This window comes from Variovorax glucosi, from assembly GCF_051216695.1.
GTDB lineage: Bacteria > Pseudomonadota > Gammaproteobacteria > Burkholderiales > Burkholderiaceae_C > Variovorax.
Genome location: NZ_JBPJZE010000002.1, coordinates 1,139,049 through 1,155,615, shown reverse-complemented (window position 1 = coordinate 1,155,615; position 16,567 = coordinate 1,139,049). Strand labels below are relative to the sequence as shown.

Sequence of the window (16,567 nt, the reverse complement as noted above, 5' to 3'; positions counted from 1 at the left end):
TCATGAAGAAGAAACGAATCGGTCGTTTCGGTTTGACTCGTGCAATTGCAGAATTCGCCGAAGATGAATTTTCAACAGTTGCGCTCCGTGCGTGAAGCCGTCCGAAGCGGCTTCAACCTGACCGATGCGTCGGTCGCCCTTCACACTTCGCAGCCCGGCGTCAGCCGGCAGATCCGCGAGCTCGAGGACGAACTCGGTGTCGACCTCTTCGTTCGTGCCGGCAAGCGCCTGACAGGACTCACTGCACCGGGCGATGCGCTGCTACCCATCATCGAGCGCGTGCTGACGGAGAGCCGCAACCTGCACCAGGCCGGTCAGGATTTCCTCACGCAGGACGAAGGACTGCTGTCGATCGCTGCAACGCATTCGCAGGCCCGCTACGCGCTGCCGGTCGCGGTAAAGGAATTCCGCAGCCGTTTCCCGAACGTGCAGTTGCATCTCCGCCAGGGCTCGCCGAGGCAGGTGGCGCAGATGCTGCTCGACGGCGAGGCCGATGTCGGCATAGCGACCGAGGCACTCGGCGACTACCCGCAGCTGCTGGCGCTGCCCTGCTACCGCTGGACGCATTCGGTCATCGCTCCGCCCGGCCATCCGCTGCTGGAGGGCCCGCTGACGCTGGAGCGCCTCGCCGCCTATCCGCTCGTCACCTACGACAACGGCTTCACCGGACGCACCCGCATCGACGAGGCCTTCGGCCGCGCCGGCCTGTCGCCCGAGATCAGCATCACCGCGATGGATGCGGACGTCATCAAGACCTATGTCGAACTCGGAATGGGCGTCGGCATCGTGGCGGGCGTCGCATTCGAAGCCGAGCGCGACACGCAGTTGCGGGCAATCGATGCGGGCGCGCTGTTCGGCATCAACCTGACGAAGCTGGCGATCCGGCGCGGAAACTATGTGCGGAACTACGTGTTCTCGTTCATCGAATCGTTCGCGCCGACGCTGTCGCGCGCGGTGCTTAAAGAGGCGCTGGAAGCCACCTGATCAGTTGGTGGCCGGCGGCAGCTTGCGCCAGCGCCTGTGGTGCCAGCTCCAGAGCTGCGGATGCGCCAGCACCTGCTGCTCCGTGATGCGAACCAGACGCTCCAGATCCGCCTCGAGCGACCCTGCGCCAAGTTCGACCGGGGGACGGATGTCGAAGCGCCAGACTGGCAGCGCAGCCGTCGTGGCGACCGGCAGCAGCGGCGCCTTCGCAGCGCGCGCGAGCTGCGCCGGGCCGGCGGGCATCGCCGAATCCTTGCCGAGAAAACGCTGGACCAGCCCGGTTTCCTTGTTCTGCACGCCCTGGTCCATCATCACGAAGACGATGCGCCCCTGCTTCAATGCGCTCAGCATCTGCCCGTAGGCACGAATGCCGGTGTTAGCCAGGATGCCCTGGATCCCGTACTGTTCCAGCCCGGTCTGCAAAAAGCCGGCCGACATCATCCGGGCCTCCCGATAAACCACGCTCACCGGCCAGCCGGCGTGGGCCAGCTTCACCGTCAACAGCGCCGCATTGCCCATGTGCGTGGCCAGCAGGATCGCGCCCCGGCCACCGGCCATCGCCGCGCGGAGGTTTTCCAGCCCGTCGACCTCGCAGCGCGCAGCGAGCACGGCCTCGTCATGGCGTCGATCGAACATCGCCATGATTTCCAGCACGGCCGTGTTGTTCACCCGATAGGCCTCCCGCAGCAGCCGACCGACTTCGGGATCGTCGGTCGGCCGGCCCATCGCCAGCGCCATGTCGTGCTGGATGCGTTTGCGCTGCTTCGACGCCAGACGGAACTGCAGTTCGCCGGCCAGATTGCCGATGGCGCGGACCCGCGCGAAACCGGTCGCGCGCAGGATCGTGCGAAGGCTCAGGAACATGAATCGCCGACGCGCGCGGCGCATGCGCCGCTTCAGATCGGGCTTCGGCTCCTGCTTTAGCTCCTGCCTGGACCCGGACGGCTTCATGCTGAAACGACGACTTCGGGACCGCGCACCATCGTTATCCGTGCTTCGGCGAGTCGATAGAGGCGGTCGGCGGCGTCGATCATCGAAGGCTGGTGTGCGACGGCCACGATCGTCAGGCTGCCCTTCAGCCGCCGGACGGTTTCGATGACTGCCGCCTGCGCCTCTGCGTCGAGGCTGCTGGTGGCTTCGTCGAGCACCAGCAGGCGCGGCTTGTGCACCAGCGCACGCGCAATCGCCAGGCGCTGCCGTTGACCACCCGACAGCCGCGAGCCGCCCTCGCCGACCAGCGTCCGCAGGCCGTCTGGCATCGCATCGACGAAATCGAGCGCATCGGCCGCACGCAGCGCCTCGCGAAGATCGTCTTCGCTCACGTCTTCCTCGCCCAGAGCAAGGTTGTAGGCGATCGAATCGTTGACCAGCACCGAATCCTGCGGCACGTAGCCGATCTGACGCCGCCACTGCCGCAGCGCCAGTTCGGCCATCGGCACGTCATCGACGAGCAATCGGCCGGATTCGGGTTGAAGCAGCCCGACAACGAGATCGAGCAGCGTCGTCTTGCCGGCACCCGACGGCCCGATGATGACCGTCAGCTCCTGCGCGGCGATGCTGAAAGACGCGTTTTCGAGCACCAGCCGGCCGTCGCCGTGCCGGAAATGCACGCGGTCGAAACGGATGGCTTCCGACAGCTGCACCGTCCGCTGCCCGCCCTGCGGCTCCACCTGCACGTGCGCCTCGGCGATGCCGTCGATCAGCGACCAGTAGGCACTCTCGCGAACCACGATCTGCTGATACGCCCGCTGGGCCTTCGACAGATAGCTCACCACCCGCGCCAGCAGGAACAGCATCACCAGCACCGCAGCCAGCGGCATCTTCAGCAGCACCAGGCTGAGGAAGAAACCGGTGCCGACCATGATGGCGAGCAGCGGATCCTGCAACGCGCTCAGCGCTTCCCGGCTAACGACCTGGCGGCGCAACGCTCGGCGCAGCTGCTTCATCTGGTCGGACAGCAACGCATCGACATGGTCTTCGCGCGCCATCGCCTTCAACGGCTTGGCCGCGGCCAGTTGCGCACCGATGGCCGACAGCAGCGATGTCAGCAGCTGCGTCTGGTGCTGCCCGGCCTTGCGCGAACTGCGGATGAGCGTGTGCAGCAGCGTCAGCAGCAAGCCGCCAGCGAGCCCGGTCGCCAGGCCCGCCTGCCAGGAGATCGACAGCGCGATGACCATGTAGATCAGCGCGTTGAGCAGCATCGCTGCCATCTCGGCGCTGTACTGGAAAGCCTCGGACGCGCGCTGCGCCTCGGTCGCGACCGCGTTGGACAGCCGGCCGACCGACTGCTGCAGGTAATGGCTCCAGCGCGCCGACATCACCGCGCGGATCAGCGCCAGCCGCAGATCGGTCGCAATGTGCGCCACCGCGTAGCCGACCTGCTTGTTGGCCAGCAGCGTCAACACGGCCTTGAACGCGATCAGCACGATCGCCAGCGTCAGCAGGACCGGCGCGGTCGGCTGCAGGCCGAGGAATTCGGCGATGCGCGTGGCGACCTGCTCGGGCAGCGACGGCTCATGGTTGCTCTCGGCCGTGGTGAGCGTGAGCATCGACAGCAGCATCGACATGCCGAGACCGTCCATCAGCCCGGCGACGAAAACGGCTACCAGCGCCGCAGCGCTGCGTCCCGGATAGGCGCGCACGAAGGCACCGATCATCGGAAAGGCGCCGCGCGCCCGCACGGCCGTCAGGATTTTTGTGGAGGAAGAACTCATGCGGCAAAGAATCGTAACCGTGAGCCGCGCCGGAGCAGGACCGGGCGCGCCGGATCGGTGTCGAAAGCTTCGCCGTCGAGCGAATAACCGCTCAAGCCGATGATCTCCGCGCGCTCGCAACCGCCGCTCAGGTAGCCGTCGGCGGTGGTCATGGCGCCGGAGAAGCGCCCGGTCAGGAGCCGGGGCAGCGACGGCCAGAAGCGCCTGGCACGGCGCGACACCGCGGTAATGCGCATGTCTTCGGCCGCACGTGTGGCGTAGGGATCGAACAGCCCCCGCCGATGCTGAAGCGTCGTCGCCAGCAGCAGGCGAACCGGCGCCTGCATTCGTCCGAGCGGTCCGGCGTCGACGGTCAGCAGCGGGCAGGCAAGCCCCGAACGCCCGCGCAGGCCGAGAAAAGCCAGACGCAGCATCGATATGAGCGTGCTGAGGTGGCCGGTCTTCATGGCGCTTCCGCCGACGCGATGTGCATGCGTCCGGCGGATCACGCCGTCGATCAGTGCCGCGCCGACCCAGAAGCCGTAGCGCGCGGGCGCCGGCGCCTGCTCGATGCAGAGCACGCAGCGCTCGACCACGGCGCTGTCCCAGCGCTGCGCCGCGGAAAGCTTCAGGGCACGCTCCAGCGTCGCCAGAGCCGCGCCACCGGGCACGAAGTCTTCGGCGGTCAGGTTGGTCCGGCCGCCCGCGAGCACGAGCAGGTCGGGAATCCAGGAACCACCGGGCAATGCCGCAAGCTGATCGACGACGGCGCGCACGGTGCCGTCACCGGCCAGCACCATCACCCGCTTCTGTCGGCGCGAAAGAATGGATTCGACGGCCGATGTCAGCGCCTGCGGACTGTCGATCGTCACGACTTCGGCGCCATGCGCGATCGCAAGCGCGGTCGCCTGCTCGGCCAGTCCGCGAGACGCACGAAAACTGAGGGGATTGACGATCAGACAAGGCGGCGATTCGCTTGCATCGCCGGGGAAGCCAGCGTTCAAGTGCGGTCGGAGCGGGGCACCCACGCCCGCATCGCCGATTGCTCATGCGGCGTCCGGCGCGCCGATTGCCAAAGGTCGCGCACGGCCGCGAAGAAGCTGTCGCGGTTGGTCGCGCGATACGGCGCATCGGCAGGCAGCTTCTGCATCAGGCGGCGATGCGCCTCGTCCATGTTGTGATACGGCAGCGCCGGAAAGAGATGGTGCAGCGCGTGATAGCGCAGGCCGACCGGGAAGAACGCGACCGTCAGCCAGGTCTGGCCGGTGATGTTGATCGAATCGTCGACCTGGCCCGCGAGGTCCATCTGCGTACCGTCGTTGACGTAACGATGCGCCGCCAGGTTGCGCACCCAGTTCAGGCCGAGCGTGAACGCCAGCAGCAGGTACCCCATGCCGACCTGCGCGAAGCTGATCGCATCGCGCCACACCAGCACTGCCAGCACGACGATGTAGGCCAGGCAGATCGCCTCGACCTGCTTCAGGTGGCTTTCGAATCGCTTCGGGAAACGTTCGCTGTAATAAGGATTCGACACAGCGGCCGACGCGCGTGTCAAAACCCAGTGGCGCAGCCGCGCGTTGAACCACGACAGCGGCCCAAGCACGCCGAACCGCAGCGCCATCAGCAGCGGCGCGAGCGGTGCCTGCGCCAGATACTTGAGCGTTTCCCTGATCGGCGACGAGCCCAGCGGCAGGTATTCGCCGTCCGATGGCGTGCCGAAGCGCCGGTGGTTGTGATGCTCGATGTGGTTGCTGTACATGATCCACGGCATCAGGAACGGAATGCCGAGCAGCAGATTCCAGGTCCGCTTGAACCAGATCATCTGGCGGCTGGGCATGTGGACGATTTCGTGGATGAAGGTGCCGGAGCGGAAGAACAACAGGCTTGCGACCAGGAAAGACGCGATCTGCACGAGGCTCCACGGCTCCGCCATGAAATAGACCGCCGTCAGCGCCCAGCCGAGGCCGGTGCTGACCAGGAAATCGGTCCAGTAGATGGCCGGCGAGCGCTCGAAGAGATCGTCGATCAGTCCGCGCGCCTCATCCCGCCATGCAAAATTTCTCGCAACGCCCGATGAGGCGATGGAGGTGGGTTCGGCAACGGAAGAAGTGGCTGTCACGGCTCGGCATGAAAGATTTTGGAAGGCCGAAGCATACCTTTTGAGGGATTTCCCCATCCAAAGCGCGCCAACTCGCGCTTTCGGTCGCGGTGGGAAGTCGCTAGGAGCTTGCGCCAGCGAGATTCAATTCGAGCGGCGCGTCGAACGGCGGGGTCGCCAGGCGGATGCGGACCGGCAGATACTGCCGTGACGGATCGACCCACACTTCAGCCTGCGTGTCTTCCGGCTTGTGCAGTTCGCGAATCAGTTTGACGGCACGGATCGTGCCCGATGGCGTCTTGATCGATTCGGGGCCGGCCGACTCGAAAGTCCAGGTTTCGCCATGCCCGCGCACGCCGACGACGTACATGCCGACACGTGCTCCCAGCTTCGCCCGCGTCGGATCGGCGGAGAGGATCGCCGGCAGCTGGACCATCCAGCTCAACCGGTCCTGCGTGCCGGGCAGCAGCGGAATGTCCGGACTGACGCCGGAAAAATCGACCACCGAAGCATCCCTGCGGAAAACAGCTTCCCGATCGGATTTGCCGATCCGGCTTTCGAGATAGCGCGCCGGCGCCACGCCGGAAGCGTCGAATCCGCCGCTGCTGGCCCAGTTGAGCACCGTGAATCCTGCTATGGAGCCTTTCAGGTGCGACTCGTAGCTGTCGCCGTTGCGCTTCCAGCTGAACTCGCCGCTGCCGCTGATGCCGCCGCGCTGCATCTGATACAGCAGGCTGAACGATCGGGCGATGCGGGTCGGATAGACGGGCGGCGGTGCGTCCGCGACCACGGGTTCGGCGGCCCGCGCGGGCGCGAACGGCATGCCGAGCGCGAGACATGCCGCCGCGCACAGCGCGACGAGGGAAACGCGAAGGGAAAGATTCGGGAAGATCGTGGACATCGGCCCGCATCCTATGCGAGCCGTCAGCGCAATACGCCGAGCCGCCGCAATCGCCAATAGATCCCCGGGGCTGCGAGCAGGGGATGGCGTCGCTGGAATGCCGTCGGCTCGATCCGGTACCCGCTGTGCCGCTCGACTTTCCAGGCGACATAGTCGGTCGCGTTGTCGAATGTCAGCGCGGCTTTCAGGAGGCGCAGCAGGTTGAGCGGACGGCCCAGGCGTTGCCGCAGGCGCCAGCGACGCTCGGCGGCGGATCGCTCGGCCGCGTCCAGCGCGGGTTCGAGCTGCCCGTCCGCCGACTCGGCGAAGGCGATGCCGCCGGCCTTCCAGGCCAGCGGCAGCAACCGCGCGAACCTCGGCGCATCGTGCGCGAGCAGATCGGCACCGCGCGACTTGCGCTCGACGCGCAGTTCGGCTGCGTAGGTCCGTGTGTAGAGTGAGCGCCAGAACGTTATTGCGTCGCCCCGCTCCGGCCCCAATGCAGCCGCCCAGGTCGCCGCCGCGATGACCGCATTGCCGACCGCGTCGCGAACCTCGGCCCGAGCGGCTTCGCTGCGTGCGAAAAGACAGGCGCACGGCTGTGAAAACCTCGCCCAGAGCGTCGTATCGATGCGCTCGACCGACATCGCTCGCCGGAACTGCGCCACCGTCATCACCGCGTACTTCGCGCGCAGAGGACGACCGTCAACCTGTTCTTCCAGGTAACCGACATTCGGCGGCAACAGCCGGTTGGCGAACACGGCCGCCCGAGAACCGGGCCAATCGCCGCAGTCGTCTAGCAGCACGTAGAAATCGAGCACGCCGTCGAGCGCCGAATCGCGCAACGCGGAGCCGTAGAACAGCACCGCTGCGGTGCCGCCTCCGGCCCGCGCCGCGAGACGCTCCGCCAATGCGACGGCGGCTTGCGGCATGTCGCGACGCAGTTCGTCGCCGATCAGCGCGCGGAGTTCTGCTTTCACCGAAGCTTCACGGACGGGTCACAGCGGCGCCGAAAGCCACGAGCGCAGCGGTCCGTGGCGCCGCGCAATGGCCGCCTGCAGGATGCGCACGGCATGCACGATCAGCGAAAGCACCGTCCACACAGCCACGGCGACGATGCCGAGATCAGGCCTTCCGACCAGCACGGCCGCGGTCAGCAGCAGCAGGTTCGGATTGCGCCGCGCGGTGATGAGCCGGAACTTGCTGTCGAAGCGCTGCCAGACATGCATGTCCATCTTGAAACAGGCCATGAAGATGCCCTCCTCCACCCGCTGAAACACGTAGCCAGCCACGATGGCGGTGAGGATCAGGCCGGTGTCCGGCAGCGAAAAACCGGCCGCCGGCAACCCGACCAGCCAGGCCCACCACCAGAACGGCGGATGCACCAGATCGATGGAATGGTCATAGAAATCGCCGAAGCGCGACGAATGCAGCGTGACGCGTGCCAGCTTGCCGTCGACCGTGTCGAGGAAAGTCATGCCCCAGGCCGCGACGAGCCCCAGCGCGAAATGACCGTTCCAGAAAAGCCACATCGCAGCCAGGACCAGCACGAGACTCGCCGTCGTGACCTGGTTCGGCGTGATGCCGGCCTCGGCGCAGAGCCTGGTGACGTAGCGCGCCGGGCGCGGCCAGGCGTACAGCGTGACCAGATCCGTCACGCCCTTGTAGGCGCCGCTGAAAGTGCGTTTCTCGATGGCCGGCAAGGCGGCGGCGGTGAGCGGCAACAGAAAGGCCGGTTCCCGCTTGCGCAGCTTGTCGTTGTAGTTGTCGGCGATCTGGTCGACCGAGACGATGCGGGCCGTTGCCGGCGCGCTCGATTCCGCGAGCATGGCTTCGGCTGTCGTGGCGTTTTTCGCAGCCACGCCGAGAGCAACGATCTGTCCGTCGTCGGACTTCAGCGCCACGTCATCGACGGCGCCTGCCAGCCCGCGCACCAGCGCTTCGTCGTAGACCCAGTCGGCCCGCAGCAGCACGACGCGCTCGGCACCCGCTTCCGGGCTGTCGATGCCGGCACGCTGAAACTGACGCTGCAGCCGCGCTTCGGCGGTCAGACCCCAGACACGCAGCGACGATGCGCCGACGACGACCCCTGCGATGCGACGGCCCGGCACGTCGGGGTTTTGAGGTTTTGGCATGATCGAAACGTGTCATTCAAAGAAACAGCGGGCGATTATCGATGAGCGGATTTGCGTTTGCGCACGTGTCGGACCTGCATCTCCCCTTCGAACCGGTGCTCTCTCCGCGCCAGCGGCTGTCGAAGCGTCAGCTCAGCGCCTGGTCGTGGCAAAGACGTCGCGCGCTGCACAGGAGCGACATCCTCGACGCGCTGGCGCAGGACCTGCGCAGCCAGTCGGTCGACCACATCCTGATCACCGGCGACATCACGAACTTCTCGCTGCCCGGCGAATTCCGGCAGGCCGCGCAATGGCTGACGAACTTCGCGCCGCAGGAACGGATCAGTCTGGTGCCGGGCAATCACGATGCGCTGGTTCCGGTGTCGGACGCCGAAGGACTGGGCCTGCTGGCCGGCTGGACGCGCGCCGAAAGCGGCTGGCCTTTCGTGCATCGCAGGGAAGACGTCTCGGTGATCGGGCTGAATTCCGCGTTGCCGACCGCTCCGCTTCTCGCGCGCGGCAGGTTGGGATCGCGACAACTCGCGCGGCTGGAACAGGTGCTCGCAGCCGAAGGCAAGGCCGGCCGCACGCGCATCGTCATGCTGCATCACCCGCCGGCCGAAGGCGCCATCGGCTGGCGCAAGGCGCTGGCGGATCGGCAGGCGCTGCGCGACGTGATCCGTCGGACCGGCGCCGAACTCGTCCTGCACGGCCACGCGCGCGACGCACGGCTGGACGTGGTTCCCGGGCCGAACGGACCGATTCCGTGCCTTTGCGTGCCGTCGTCGTCGGCCCTGCCCAATCCGAAGGACCAGGGCGCGATGTGGCATCGCCTCCGGCTGCTCGACGACGAGAGAGGGCCACGGGTGGAAGTCGAGGTGCGGCGCTGGTCGATGCAGGCCGAAGCCTTCGTCTCCGACGGCGCGTACACGCTGTGCCTGCCACGAGGCGAGAATGTCCGACTCCCGGATTTACCCGCAACGAACGACCTTGAATCGATTGCCGATGGCCAACGCAACTGAAACCAAATTCGGTGACCCCGCGATGCGGCTTGCCCGGACCGACTGCTGGACGCTGCTGCTGCGCCCCAAACAGCCCACGCTCGGCGCGATGGTGCTGGTGTGCCGCGAGCCGGTGCAGGCTTTCGGCGACGTCAGCGCCAAGGCGTTCGCCGAACTCCGCGAGCTGATCGCCGGAATCGAAACCGCGTTGCGTGGATTCGTCGCCTACGAGCGGATCAACTACCTGATGTTGATGATGGTCGACCCGGACGTGCACTTTCACGTCATCCCGCGCTACGAAGGCTCGCGTCCGTTTCATGGCGTCGGGTTCGCGGACGCCGGCTGGCCCGGACCGCCCGCGCTCGACGCGGCCGTCGCGCTCGACGAATCGACCCGCGATGCATTGCTGATCGCGCTTCGCGCCGCGCTGGCCGGCGTTCCCGGCGCCACGGCATAGGACGCTGCCCGTTGCGTCTGCTCTCCTTCGACCGGCTCGACCGCTATGCGGTGCGGCTGTTCACCGTCCCCTTGCTGACCGCGCTCGCGACGATGCTGCTGGCGACCATGCTCCAGCGATTGCTGCGGCTGTTCGACATCGCCGCATCGACCGGCGCCGCGATATCGAGCGTGCTGCTGATGGCGGCCGATCTGGTGCCGCACTACCTCGGGCTCGGATTGCCGGTCGCTTTCACCGCCGCGATCTTCATGGCGGCTGCGCGCCTGTGCGACGACAGCGAACTCGACGCGATGCTGTCGACCGGCCGGTCGATCGCGCGCATCGCGACGCCGTACTTCGTGCTTGCGGTGATGCTGAGCCTCTTCAACCTGTACCTGTTCGGCCTGCTGCAACCGCTGTCTCGCTACGACTATCACGTCAAGATGGACGCCGTGCTGCAGACCAACTGGGACGCCAAGATCGAGGAGAACCGCTTCATCGACATCGCGCACGGCTTCAGCTTCAGCGCGAACACGGTCGATGAAGGCGGCAAGCGCTTTGGCGGCGTGTTCATGGAGCGGCGCCAGGACGGCATCGAGGAAATCACGACCGCCGTGCGCGGCCAGCTCGAAACATCGCCCGAAACCCGGAAGATGGTGCTCAAGCTGGAAGACGGCCTGCGCGTTCGCCAGACCGGCGACGGCGTGATCTCGACGACCCGCTTCGTCGACGGCTATCTGGAAGATTTCTCGCCGTTGCGAGCGCCGTTCCGCGACCGCGGCGCATCGGCCAGCGAACGCACGCTGCCCGAACTCTGGCAGGCCATGTGCAAGACCTGCGAGAAGGATTCCGCCGCCGAATTCCACAGCCGCCTCGCGCGCGCGCTGATCCCGCCGCTGCTGCCGTTGCTCGCGCTGCCGCTGGGGATGGCGTCCAAGCGCGGACGGCGCACGCCGGGCGTGATCTTCGCGTCGCTGGCGTTGCTGCTGCTCAACCATGCGCTGCAGTTCGGCAAGAGCCTGGCCGAAAGCGGCCGCGTGCCGGCCGGCGTTGCCGTGTGGACGCCGTTCCTGCTGTTCGCGCTGCTGAGCATCTGGATATTCCGAGGCAGCCTGGCCTGGCCGGGCGACAACCCGGTTTCGCGCGCCGTGCTGGGTTTCGAGAACCTGCTGGAGCGCGCCCGGCCGCGCCGTCTCAAGAAAGCAGTGCCGTGAGCTTTCTTCGCAATCTGGCTGTCGCGAACGGCGCGATGCCGTCGTACTTCCGGCGTCGCGTGGGCACGCAGATCCTGGTGCTGCTGCTGGTGATCACCGCGCTGATGCAGCTGCTGGAACTGCTCGACGTGACCACCGACGTGCTCAAGCGCGACCAGGGCCTCGGCGGCGTTCTCTATTACGGGATGCTGCGGATTCCGGCCGACGTCGTCACGGCATTGCCGATCGCGGTGCTGATCGGCACGCTGATGGCGCTGAGCTCGATGGCGCGCAATCTGGAGATCGCCACGATGCGCGCCGCCGGCATCAGCATGATGAAGATGCTGCGCTACCTGCTGCCGGTCGCGCTGCTGCTGGCGGTATTGCAGTTCGCATTATCGGAACGCGTGCTGCCGCAGGCCGAGAACCAGTTGAAGGAATGGTGGAGCGCCAGTGGGCCGCCAGACGACGAGGCGCCGAAGCGTCTCTGGGCGCACACGGCCGGCGGCACCGTCGCGATCGAAAGCATCAGCCCCGACGGCAAGCTGCTGAAAGGCATTCGGCTCTTCGTGCGCAATCCGTCGGGCCTCATCGCCGACCGCGTGACCGCCGCCGAGGCGCAGTGGGACGGACGGTCGTGGATGCTGAAGGACGTCACCGAGATCCGCATCGGGGAGGAGCGCATCGACCGCACCCGTGTCGCCGAGCGTCCCTGGAAGACCAATCTGAGCCCCGACGACGTGTTGCGACTCGACGTCGACAGGCCACGCCTGTCGACCGAGATGCTGGCCGAAGTCATTGCCGGCACGCGCACCGGGACGCTTTCGCACCGGTACTACGAAACCGTGCTTTACCGCTCGTTCACCGCGCCGCTGGGCATCTTCGTTATGCTGCTTCTGGCTCTGCCGACGGCCACAGCACTGCCGCGAAACGAAGGCGGCGGTCGCGCGATGGGTATCGCGCTGGTGCTGGGGCTGGCTTTTCTTCTCTCCGACGGCATCGTCGCAGCCCTCGGCACCAGTGCCCGCTGGCCGCCGCTGGTCATCGCGCTGGCCGCGCCGACGCTGTTCGCCGCGATCGGCCTCTTCCAACTGCGAGCCACCGAGCGCATCTGAAACTTCGATGAACCTCTGGATAGACACCACACCCGCCGCCAACGCCGAAGCGCTCTTCAACGTGCCGCCGATCGAGCGCATCCGGCGCAGCGTGGGCAAACTCGCTGCCGGAACGCAGATCACGCTGTCCGGCGCCGATGCGGGCGGGACGAAATGGCCGGCAGCGAAGGTCGAGGTAGACGCGGCGCCTCTGGGCGCACGCCTTCGCAGCGCATTGGCCGAAGGCGCACTGGTCGCCATCGACGGCGGCACCGCTATCGATCCGCGGCTGGTGGCTTTTTTGTTGCGCAGCAAGACATCGTGCGTTGCTTCACGCGACGAGGGTGCCGAGCGCGCGATCGCCCTCTGCCTCCGTCCCGATCTGGCAGACGCCATTCCTGCGGACGCACCGAACCTTCGCGCCGTCGCCGATGCGCTGATCGCCGCCGGCCGCATCGCGCCGGTCGACGAAGCCGAATTCCCGGCCTACGTGAACAAGCTGCGCCGCTCGCACCCGTACTGGATCTACGCCGTGAAAGACGCTGCGACGCGCAAGCGGCTCGAACGCCAGATGTTCTGGGACAACTACAAGGGCTCGACCGATCTGCTCACGCGCTACGTGTTCCCGCCCATCGTCTGGCCGATGACGCGCTGGTGCACGCGCTGGGGCATCCACCCGAACGTCGTCACCGCGATCTCGATCGTGCTGACGATCCTGGCCGTGCCGCTGTTCGCGCGCGGCGACTTCTTCCTCGGCTTCCTGTGCGCCTACGGCATGGCCGTGCTCGACAGCGTCGACGGCAAGATCGCCCGCGTCACGCTGACCGATTCGGCCATCGGCAACATCCTCGACCACGGCGTCGACCAGGTGCATCCGCCGTTCTGGTACTTCGCCTGGGCCTGGGGCCTGGGTGCCCGGTCGATGGACGATCCGCTCTACATGGCGGCGGTCTGGCTGATCGCGTTCTATCTCGGCGACCGCATCGTGCTGGGCATAGCCAAGCATCGGCTCGGCTTCGCGCTGCATGCGGCGACGAAGCTGGACGGTCAGGTGCGCAGCTTCATCGCGCGCCGCAACATCACCATGACGATCATGGCGCTCGCGCTGCTGATCGGCGCCGGCCCGGCCGGTTTCTACATCGTCGCCGCCTGGCAGGGCCTGACGTTCGGCTGGCACAGCGTGCGGACGCTGTGGCTCGGCTTTCTTGCACCCGACAAAGCCCGGCCCTCTGCCTGATTGCTTCCTGATGACCACAATCGAAATCGTCCCGGTGCGCACACCGGCGGAACTGAACCGCTTCATCAAGCTGCCTTCCAGGCTGCACGCGAACGACAGGAGCTTCGTGCCGCCGCTGACGATGGAGCGCCAGGACGCGCTGTCGCCGAAGAAGAATCCATATTTCGCGCATGCCGAAACGCAGTTGTGGCTCGCCCGAAAGGACGGCCGTGATGTCGGCCGCATCAGTGCGCAGATCGACAAGCTGGTGAAGGACCCGGCCATCGGCCACTTCGGAATGATCTGCGCCGAGGACGACGGTGCGATCTTCGCGGCGTTGTTCGATGCGGCCGAAAGCTGGCTGCTCGCGCGCGGCAAGACGCACATCCTCGGGCCGTTCAACCTGTCGATCAACGAGGAAACCGGCCTGCTCGTCGACGGATTCGACACGCCGCCGATGATGCTGATGCCGCACGACGCGCGGCATGTCGCGGCGCAGGTCGAGGCTCGCGGCTACGTCAAGGCCAAGGACCTGATCGCCTATCTCTACGACATCGAGCACGAGCTGCCGGCCGCCGCCCGCCGGATGATCGGCCCGCGCAAGCCGGCCGCGCTGACGGTGCGCAATCTCGACCCGAAGCGCTACCTGGAAGAATTCGACACGGTGACGGCCATCTTCAACGATGCGTGGTCGCAGAACTGGGGTTTCATCCCGTTCACCGAGGCCGAGATCGCGCACATGGCGAAGAGCCTGAAGATGTTCATCGACCCGAAATGCGTGGCGATCGTCGAGCTGCACGGCAAGGCGGTCGGCTTCGGCATCGCACTGCCGAACCTGAACGAAATGATCGCCGACTTCAACGGCAGCCTCTTTCCGTTCAACTGGGCCAAGCTGATGCTGAGGCTCAAGCGCGGCACGAAGACGGCCCGCGTCCCGCTGATGGGCATCAGCCGCAGCATCAGCGGCGAACTTGCCGGCGCCATCGCGCCGTTTCTCGCCATCGACACGATGCGCCAGGGCTTGCGGGCCAAGGGCGTGAAGCAGGTCGAGCTGTCGTGGATCCTGGAGGACAACCGTCCGATGCGGCACATCATCGAATCGCTCGGCGCGAGTGCGTACAAGACTTACCGCGTCTATGAAAAGACGCTGACGAGCCATGCGTGAAGTTGCTTCGACCAGTGCCGGAATGACGGCGCTGGTGCTTGCCGGCACGCGGCCCGGCGGCGATCCGCTGGCCGAACACGCCGGCGTGAGCCACAAGGCGCTGATCGAGATCGGCGGCATGGCGATGATCGAACGCGTGGTTATAGCGCTGGCCGCTTCGCCCGCGGTCGGTCGGATCGTGATCGCGATCGACCGGCCGGAGCTCTTGAAGGGTTTGGCGGGTTTGCAGTCGTCCAACTGCGGCAAGCCCGTCGAGACCATGCCGACCGGCGAAGGGCCAAGCGCTACCGTCGCCCTCGCGCTCGCGCGCGGACAGACGCCGATGCTGGTCACGACGGCCGACAACGCGCTGCTTCAGGCGGCATGGCTCGACGAATTCCTGGCCGCCTGCCCCGCCGATGCGGACGTCGCCGCCGCGCTGGCGCCGCGCAAGGCTGTCGAAGCCGCAGCGCCGGGCGGTCAGCGCACGTGGCTGCGATTCAAGGACGGCGACTTTTCCGGCTGCAACCTTTTCCTGCTGGCAACGCCGGCAGCGGCGGGCGTTGTGACGCTATGGCAGGAACTCGAAGGCGCGCGCAAGGAGCCGCTGCGGATGATGCAGCGCCTGGGTTTCGGCATCGCGATGCGTTATCAGCTCGGCCAGCTGCATTCGTCGGATGCGGCGGCGCGACTTGGCGAACTTTCGGGTGGGGCGCGGCTGGCGCTGGTCGAAATGAAGGACGGCCGGGCTGCGATCGATGTCGACAAGCCGGCCGATCTGGTGCTGGTGCGTCAGCTGGTCAGTGCGGAATCGGAAGCGCGGGCCTTGGCGTCTTCGGTCAGCCAGCCGGAAGCCAGCTCGCGGACGTAAACAAGATCGGCGGGGAAATCCAGCTCGCCCCATTGCAGGCCTTCGATGGATGTCACACGGATGTCCGCGCCGGCTCCGGCCAGCCGGTTGATCGCCGACAGATACCAGAGCCCCGGACCCTCGGCGGTGCGCATGGTGCGTTCGAGTTCGGCGACGAATATCGCCGCGCCTTCGGTGTCGAAGCGCAGGAAACCGATCGATTCGCCGTTGACGCGCTCTGCCGACAGCGTCTTGCCGATGGCGCGGAGGCGGTCGCCTTCGACTTCGACCTTCATGTCGTCGGCGTCGTAGCCCGGCTTGCGATCGATGGTGACGGTGATGGGCGCGGACGGCGCAGCCAGCAGGCGGCGTGCGATCTCGGGCTCGAACAAGGTGTCGCCGTTGAGCACAAGACAAGGTCCGCGAAGTTCGGCGCGGGCCATCCAGCAGCTCGCGAGGTTGTCGGCGAGCTTGTAGAACGGATTGAACAGCGTGCGCACCGTCATGCCGAGCGGCGTGATGCGCTGCAAGGCTTCTTCGACCAGGTCGGAGCGGAAACCGGTGACGACGACGGTTGCGCGGATGCCGGTTTCGGCCAATGCACGCAGTTGCCATTCGAGCATGCTGCGACCGCTGAGGTCGAGAAGGCACTTGGGAAGCTGCTCGGTCAGCGGCAGGAGGCGGCTGCCTTGACCGGCGCCGAGGATGAGCGCACGTTCGAATCTGGACACGTTCGATTCACCAATTCTTGAGTATTGAGAGGCCCCGGAAGATCGGGCCGGCCTGGCGTCATGCACGGGCTTCGCAACGACTGCGGGCCCTGCAGCGCGTCGGCTGCACATGAGACAATCGTGAATTAAGCAC

The 16,567-nt window shown here is 66.5% G+C and carries 16 protein-coding genes; 8 read left to right on the top strand and 8 right to left on the bottom strand.

Annotated features, from left to right (window positions below; all coding sequences use genetic code 11):
* The first annotated feature begins 63 nt into the window (after positions 1 to 63).
* A complete protein-coding gene (locus tag ACSFA3_RS13635; protein WP_435505976.1) occupies positions 64 to 984 on the top strand; it encodes a CysB family HTH-type transcriptional regulator in 921 nt (306 codons plus the stop codon).
* Here ACSFA3_RS13635 and ACSFA3_RS13630 read toward each other — a convergent pair whose 3' ends face one another.
* From ACSFA3_RS13630 to ACSFA3_RS13600, 7 genes are all read right to left on the bottom strand, one after another.
* Positions 985 to 1,935, bottom strand: a complete 951-nt coding sequence (locus tag ACSFA3_RS13630; RefSeq protein WP_435505975.1) for a lysophospholipid acyltransferase family protein — start codon at positions 1,933 to 1,935, stop codon at positions 985 to 987.
* Entirely contained in the window at positions 1,932 to 3,698 is a 1,767-nt protein-coding gene (locus ACSFA3_RS13625; RefSeq protein WP_435505974.1) for an ABC transporter ATP-binding protein, read from the bottom strand. The genes ACSFA3_RS13630 and ACSFA3_RS13625 overlap by 4 nt, the downstream gene beginning before the upstream one ends.
* Positions 3,695 to 4,681, bottom strand: coding sequence for a diacylglycerol kinase family protein (locus ACSFA3_RS13620; RefSeq protein WP_435505973.1), 987 nt, complete (start codon positions 4,679 to 4,681; stop codon positions 3,695 to 3,697). Before ACSFA3_RS13620 ends, ACSFA3_RS13625 begins: the two co-directional genes overlap by 4 nt.
* Complete coding sequence (locus ACSFA3_RS13615) at positions 4,678 to 5,796, bottom strand: fatty acid desaturase family protein (protein WP_435505972.1); 1,119 nt, start codon at positions 5,794 to 5,796, stop codon at positions 4,678 to 4,680. The genes ACSFA3_RS13620 and ACSFA3_RS13615 overlap by 4 nt, the downstream gene beginning before the upstream one ends.
* A gap of 100 nt (positions 5,797 to 5,896) precedes the next feature.
* A complete protein-coding gene (locus tag ACSFA3_RS13610; RefSeq protein ID WP_435505971.1) occupies positions 5,897 to 6,676 on the bottom strand; it encodes a DUF3108 domain-containing protein in 780 nt (259 codons plus the stop codon).
* Between the two features lie 23 nt (positions 6,677 to 6,699).
* Positions 6,700 to 7,635 (bottom strand): hypothetical protein, encoded by a 936-nt coding sequence (locus tag ACSFA3_RS13605; protein ID WP_435505970.1) that lies wholly within the window; start codon positions 7,633 to 7,635, stop codon positions 6,700 to 6,702.
* A gap of 18 nt (positions 7,636 to 7,653) precedes the next feature.
* Positions 7,654 to 8,790 (bottom strand): CDP-alcohol phosphatidyltransferase family protein, encoded by a 1,137-nt coding sequence (locus tag ACSFA3_RS13600; protein ID WP_435505969.1) that lies wholly within the window; start codon positions 8,788 to 8,790, stop codon positions 7,654 to 7,656.
* 41 nt (positions 8,791 to 8,831) lie between these two features.
* On the opposite strand from ACSFA3_RS13600, the gene ACSFA3_RS13595 reads away from it, so the two are divergent.
* From ACSFA3_RS13595 to ACSFA3_RS13565, 7 genes are read left to right on the top strand one after another with little or no spacing between them, the layout of a single operon-like run.
* Entirely contained in the window at positions 8,832 to 9,791 is a 960-nt protein-coding gene (locus tag ACSFA3_RS13595; RefSeq protein WP_435505968.1) for a metallophosphoesterase family protein, read from the top strand.
* Positions 9,775 to 10,227, top strand: a complete 453-nt coding sequence (locus tag ACSFA3_RS13590) for an HIT family protein (protein ID WP_435505967.1) — start codon at positions 9,775 to 9,777, stop codon at positions 10,225 to 10,227. The genes ACSFA3_RS13595 and ACSFA3_RS13590 overlap by 17 nt, the downstream gene beginning before the upstream one ends.
* A gap of 11 nt (positions 10,228 to 10,238) precedes the next feature.
* Positions 10,239 to 11,420: an LptF/LptG family permease gene (locus tag ACSFA3_RS13585; protein ID WP_435505966.1), complete on the top strand. Its 1,182-nt coding sequence runs from the start codon at positions 10,239 to 10,241 to the stop codon at positions 11,418 to 11,420.
* The gene (lptG, locus tag ACSFA3_RS13580) at positions 11,417 to 12,514 is read left to right on the top strand and encodes an LPS export ABC transporter permease LptG (protein WP_435505965.1); all 1,098 of its coding nucleotides are present in this window, start codon (positions 11,417 to 11,419) and stop codon (positions 12,512 to 12,514) included. Before ACSFA3_RS13585 ends, lptG begins: the two co-directional genes overlap by 4 nt.
* A gap of 7 nt (positions 12,515 to 12,521) precedes the next feature.
* Positions 12,522 to 13,730 (top strand): CDP-alcohol phosphatidyltransferase family protein, encoded by a 1,209-nt coding sequence (locus ACSFA3_RS13575; protein WP_435505964.1) that lies wholly within the window; start codon positions 12,522 to 12,524, stop codon positions 13,728 to 13,730.
* A gap of 10 nt (positions 13,731 to 13,740) precedes the next feature.
* Positions 13,741 to 14,874 carry a dATP pyrophosphohydrolase gene (locus tag ACSFA3_RS13570; RefSeq protein WP_435505963.1) on the top strand — a complete coding sequence of 378 codons (1,134 nt, stop codon included), beginning with the start codon at positions 13,741 to 13,743 and terminating at the stop codon, positions 14,872 to 14,874.
* On the top strand, positions 14,867 to 15,724 hold the full coding sequence (locus ACSFA3_RS13565; RefSeq protein ID WP_435505962.1) for a nucleotidyltransferase family protein: 858 nt from the start codon (positions 14,867 to 14,869) through the stop codon (positions 15,722 to 15,724). The genes ACSFA3_RS13570 and ACSFA3_RS13565 overlap by 8 nt, the downstream gene beginning before the upstream one ends.
* Here the strand turns inward: ACSFA3_RS13565 and ACSFA3_RS13560 are convergent.
* The gene (locus tag ACSFA3_RS13560; RefSeq protein WP_435505961.1) at positions 15,646 to 16,434 is read right to left on the bottom strand and encodes a phosphocholine cytidylyltransferase family protein; all 789 of its coding nucleotides are present in this window, start codon (positions 16,432 to 16,434) and stop codon (positions 15,646 to 15,648) included. The two genes, ACSFA3_RS13565 and ACSFA3_RS13560, sit on opposite strands and share 79 nt — an antisense overlap.
* Positions 16,435 to 16,567 lie beyond the last annotated feature (133 nt).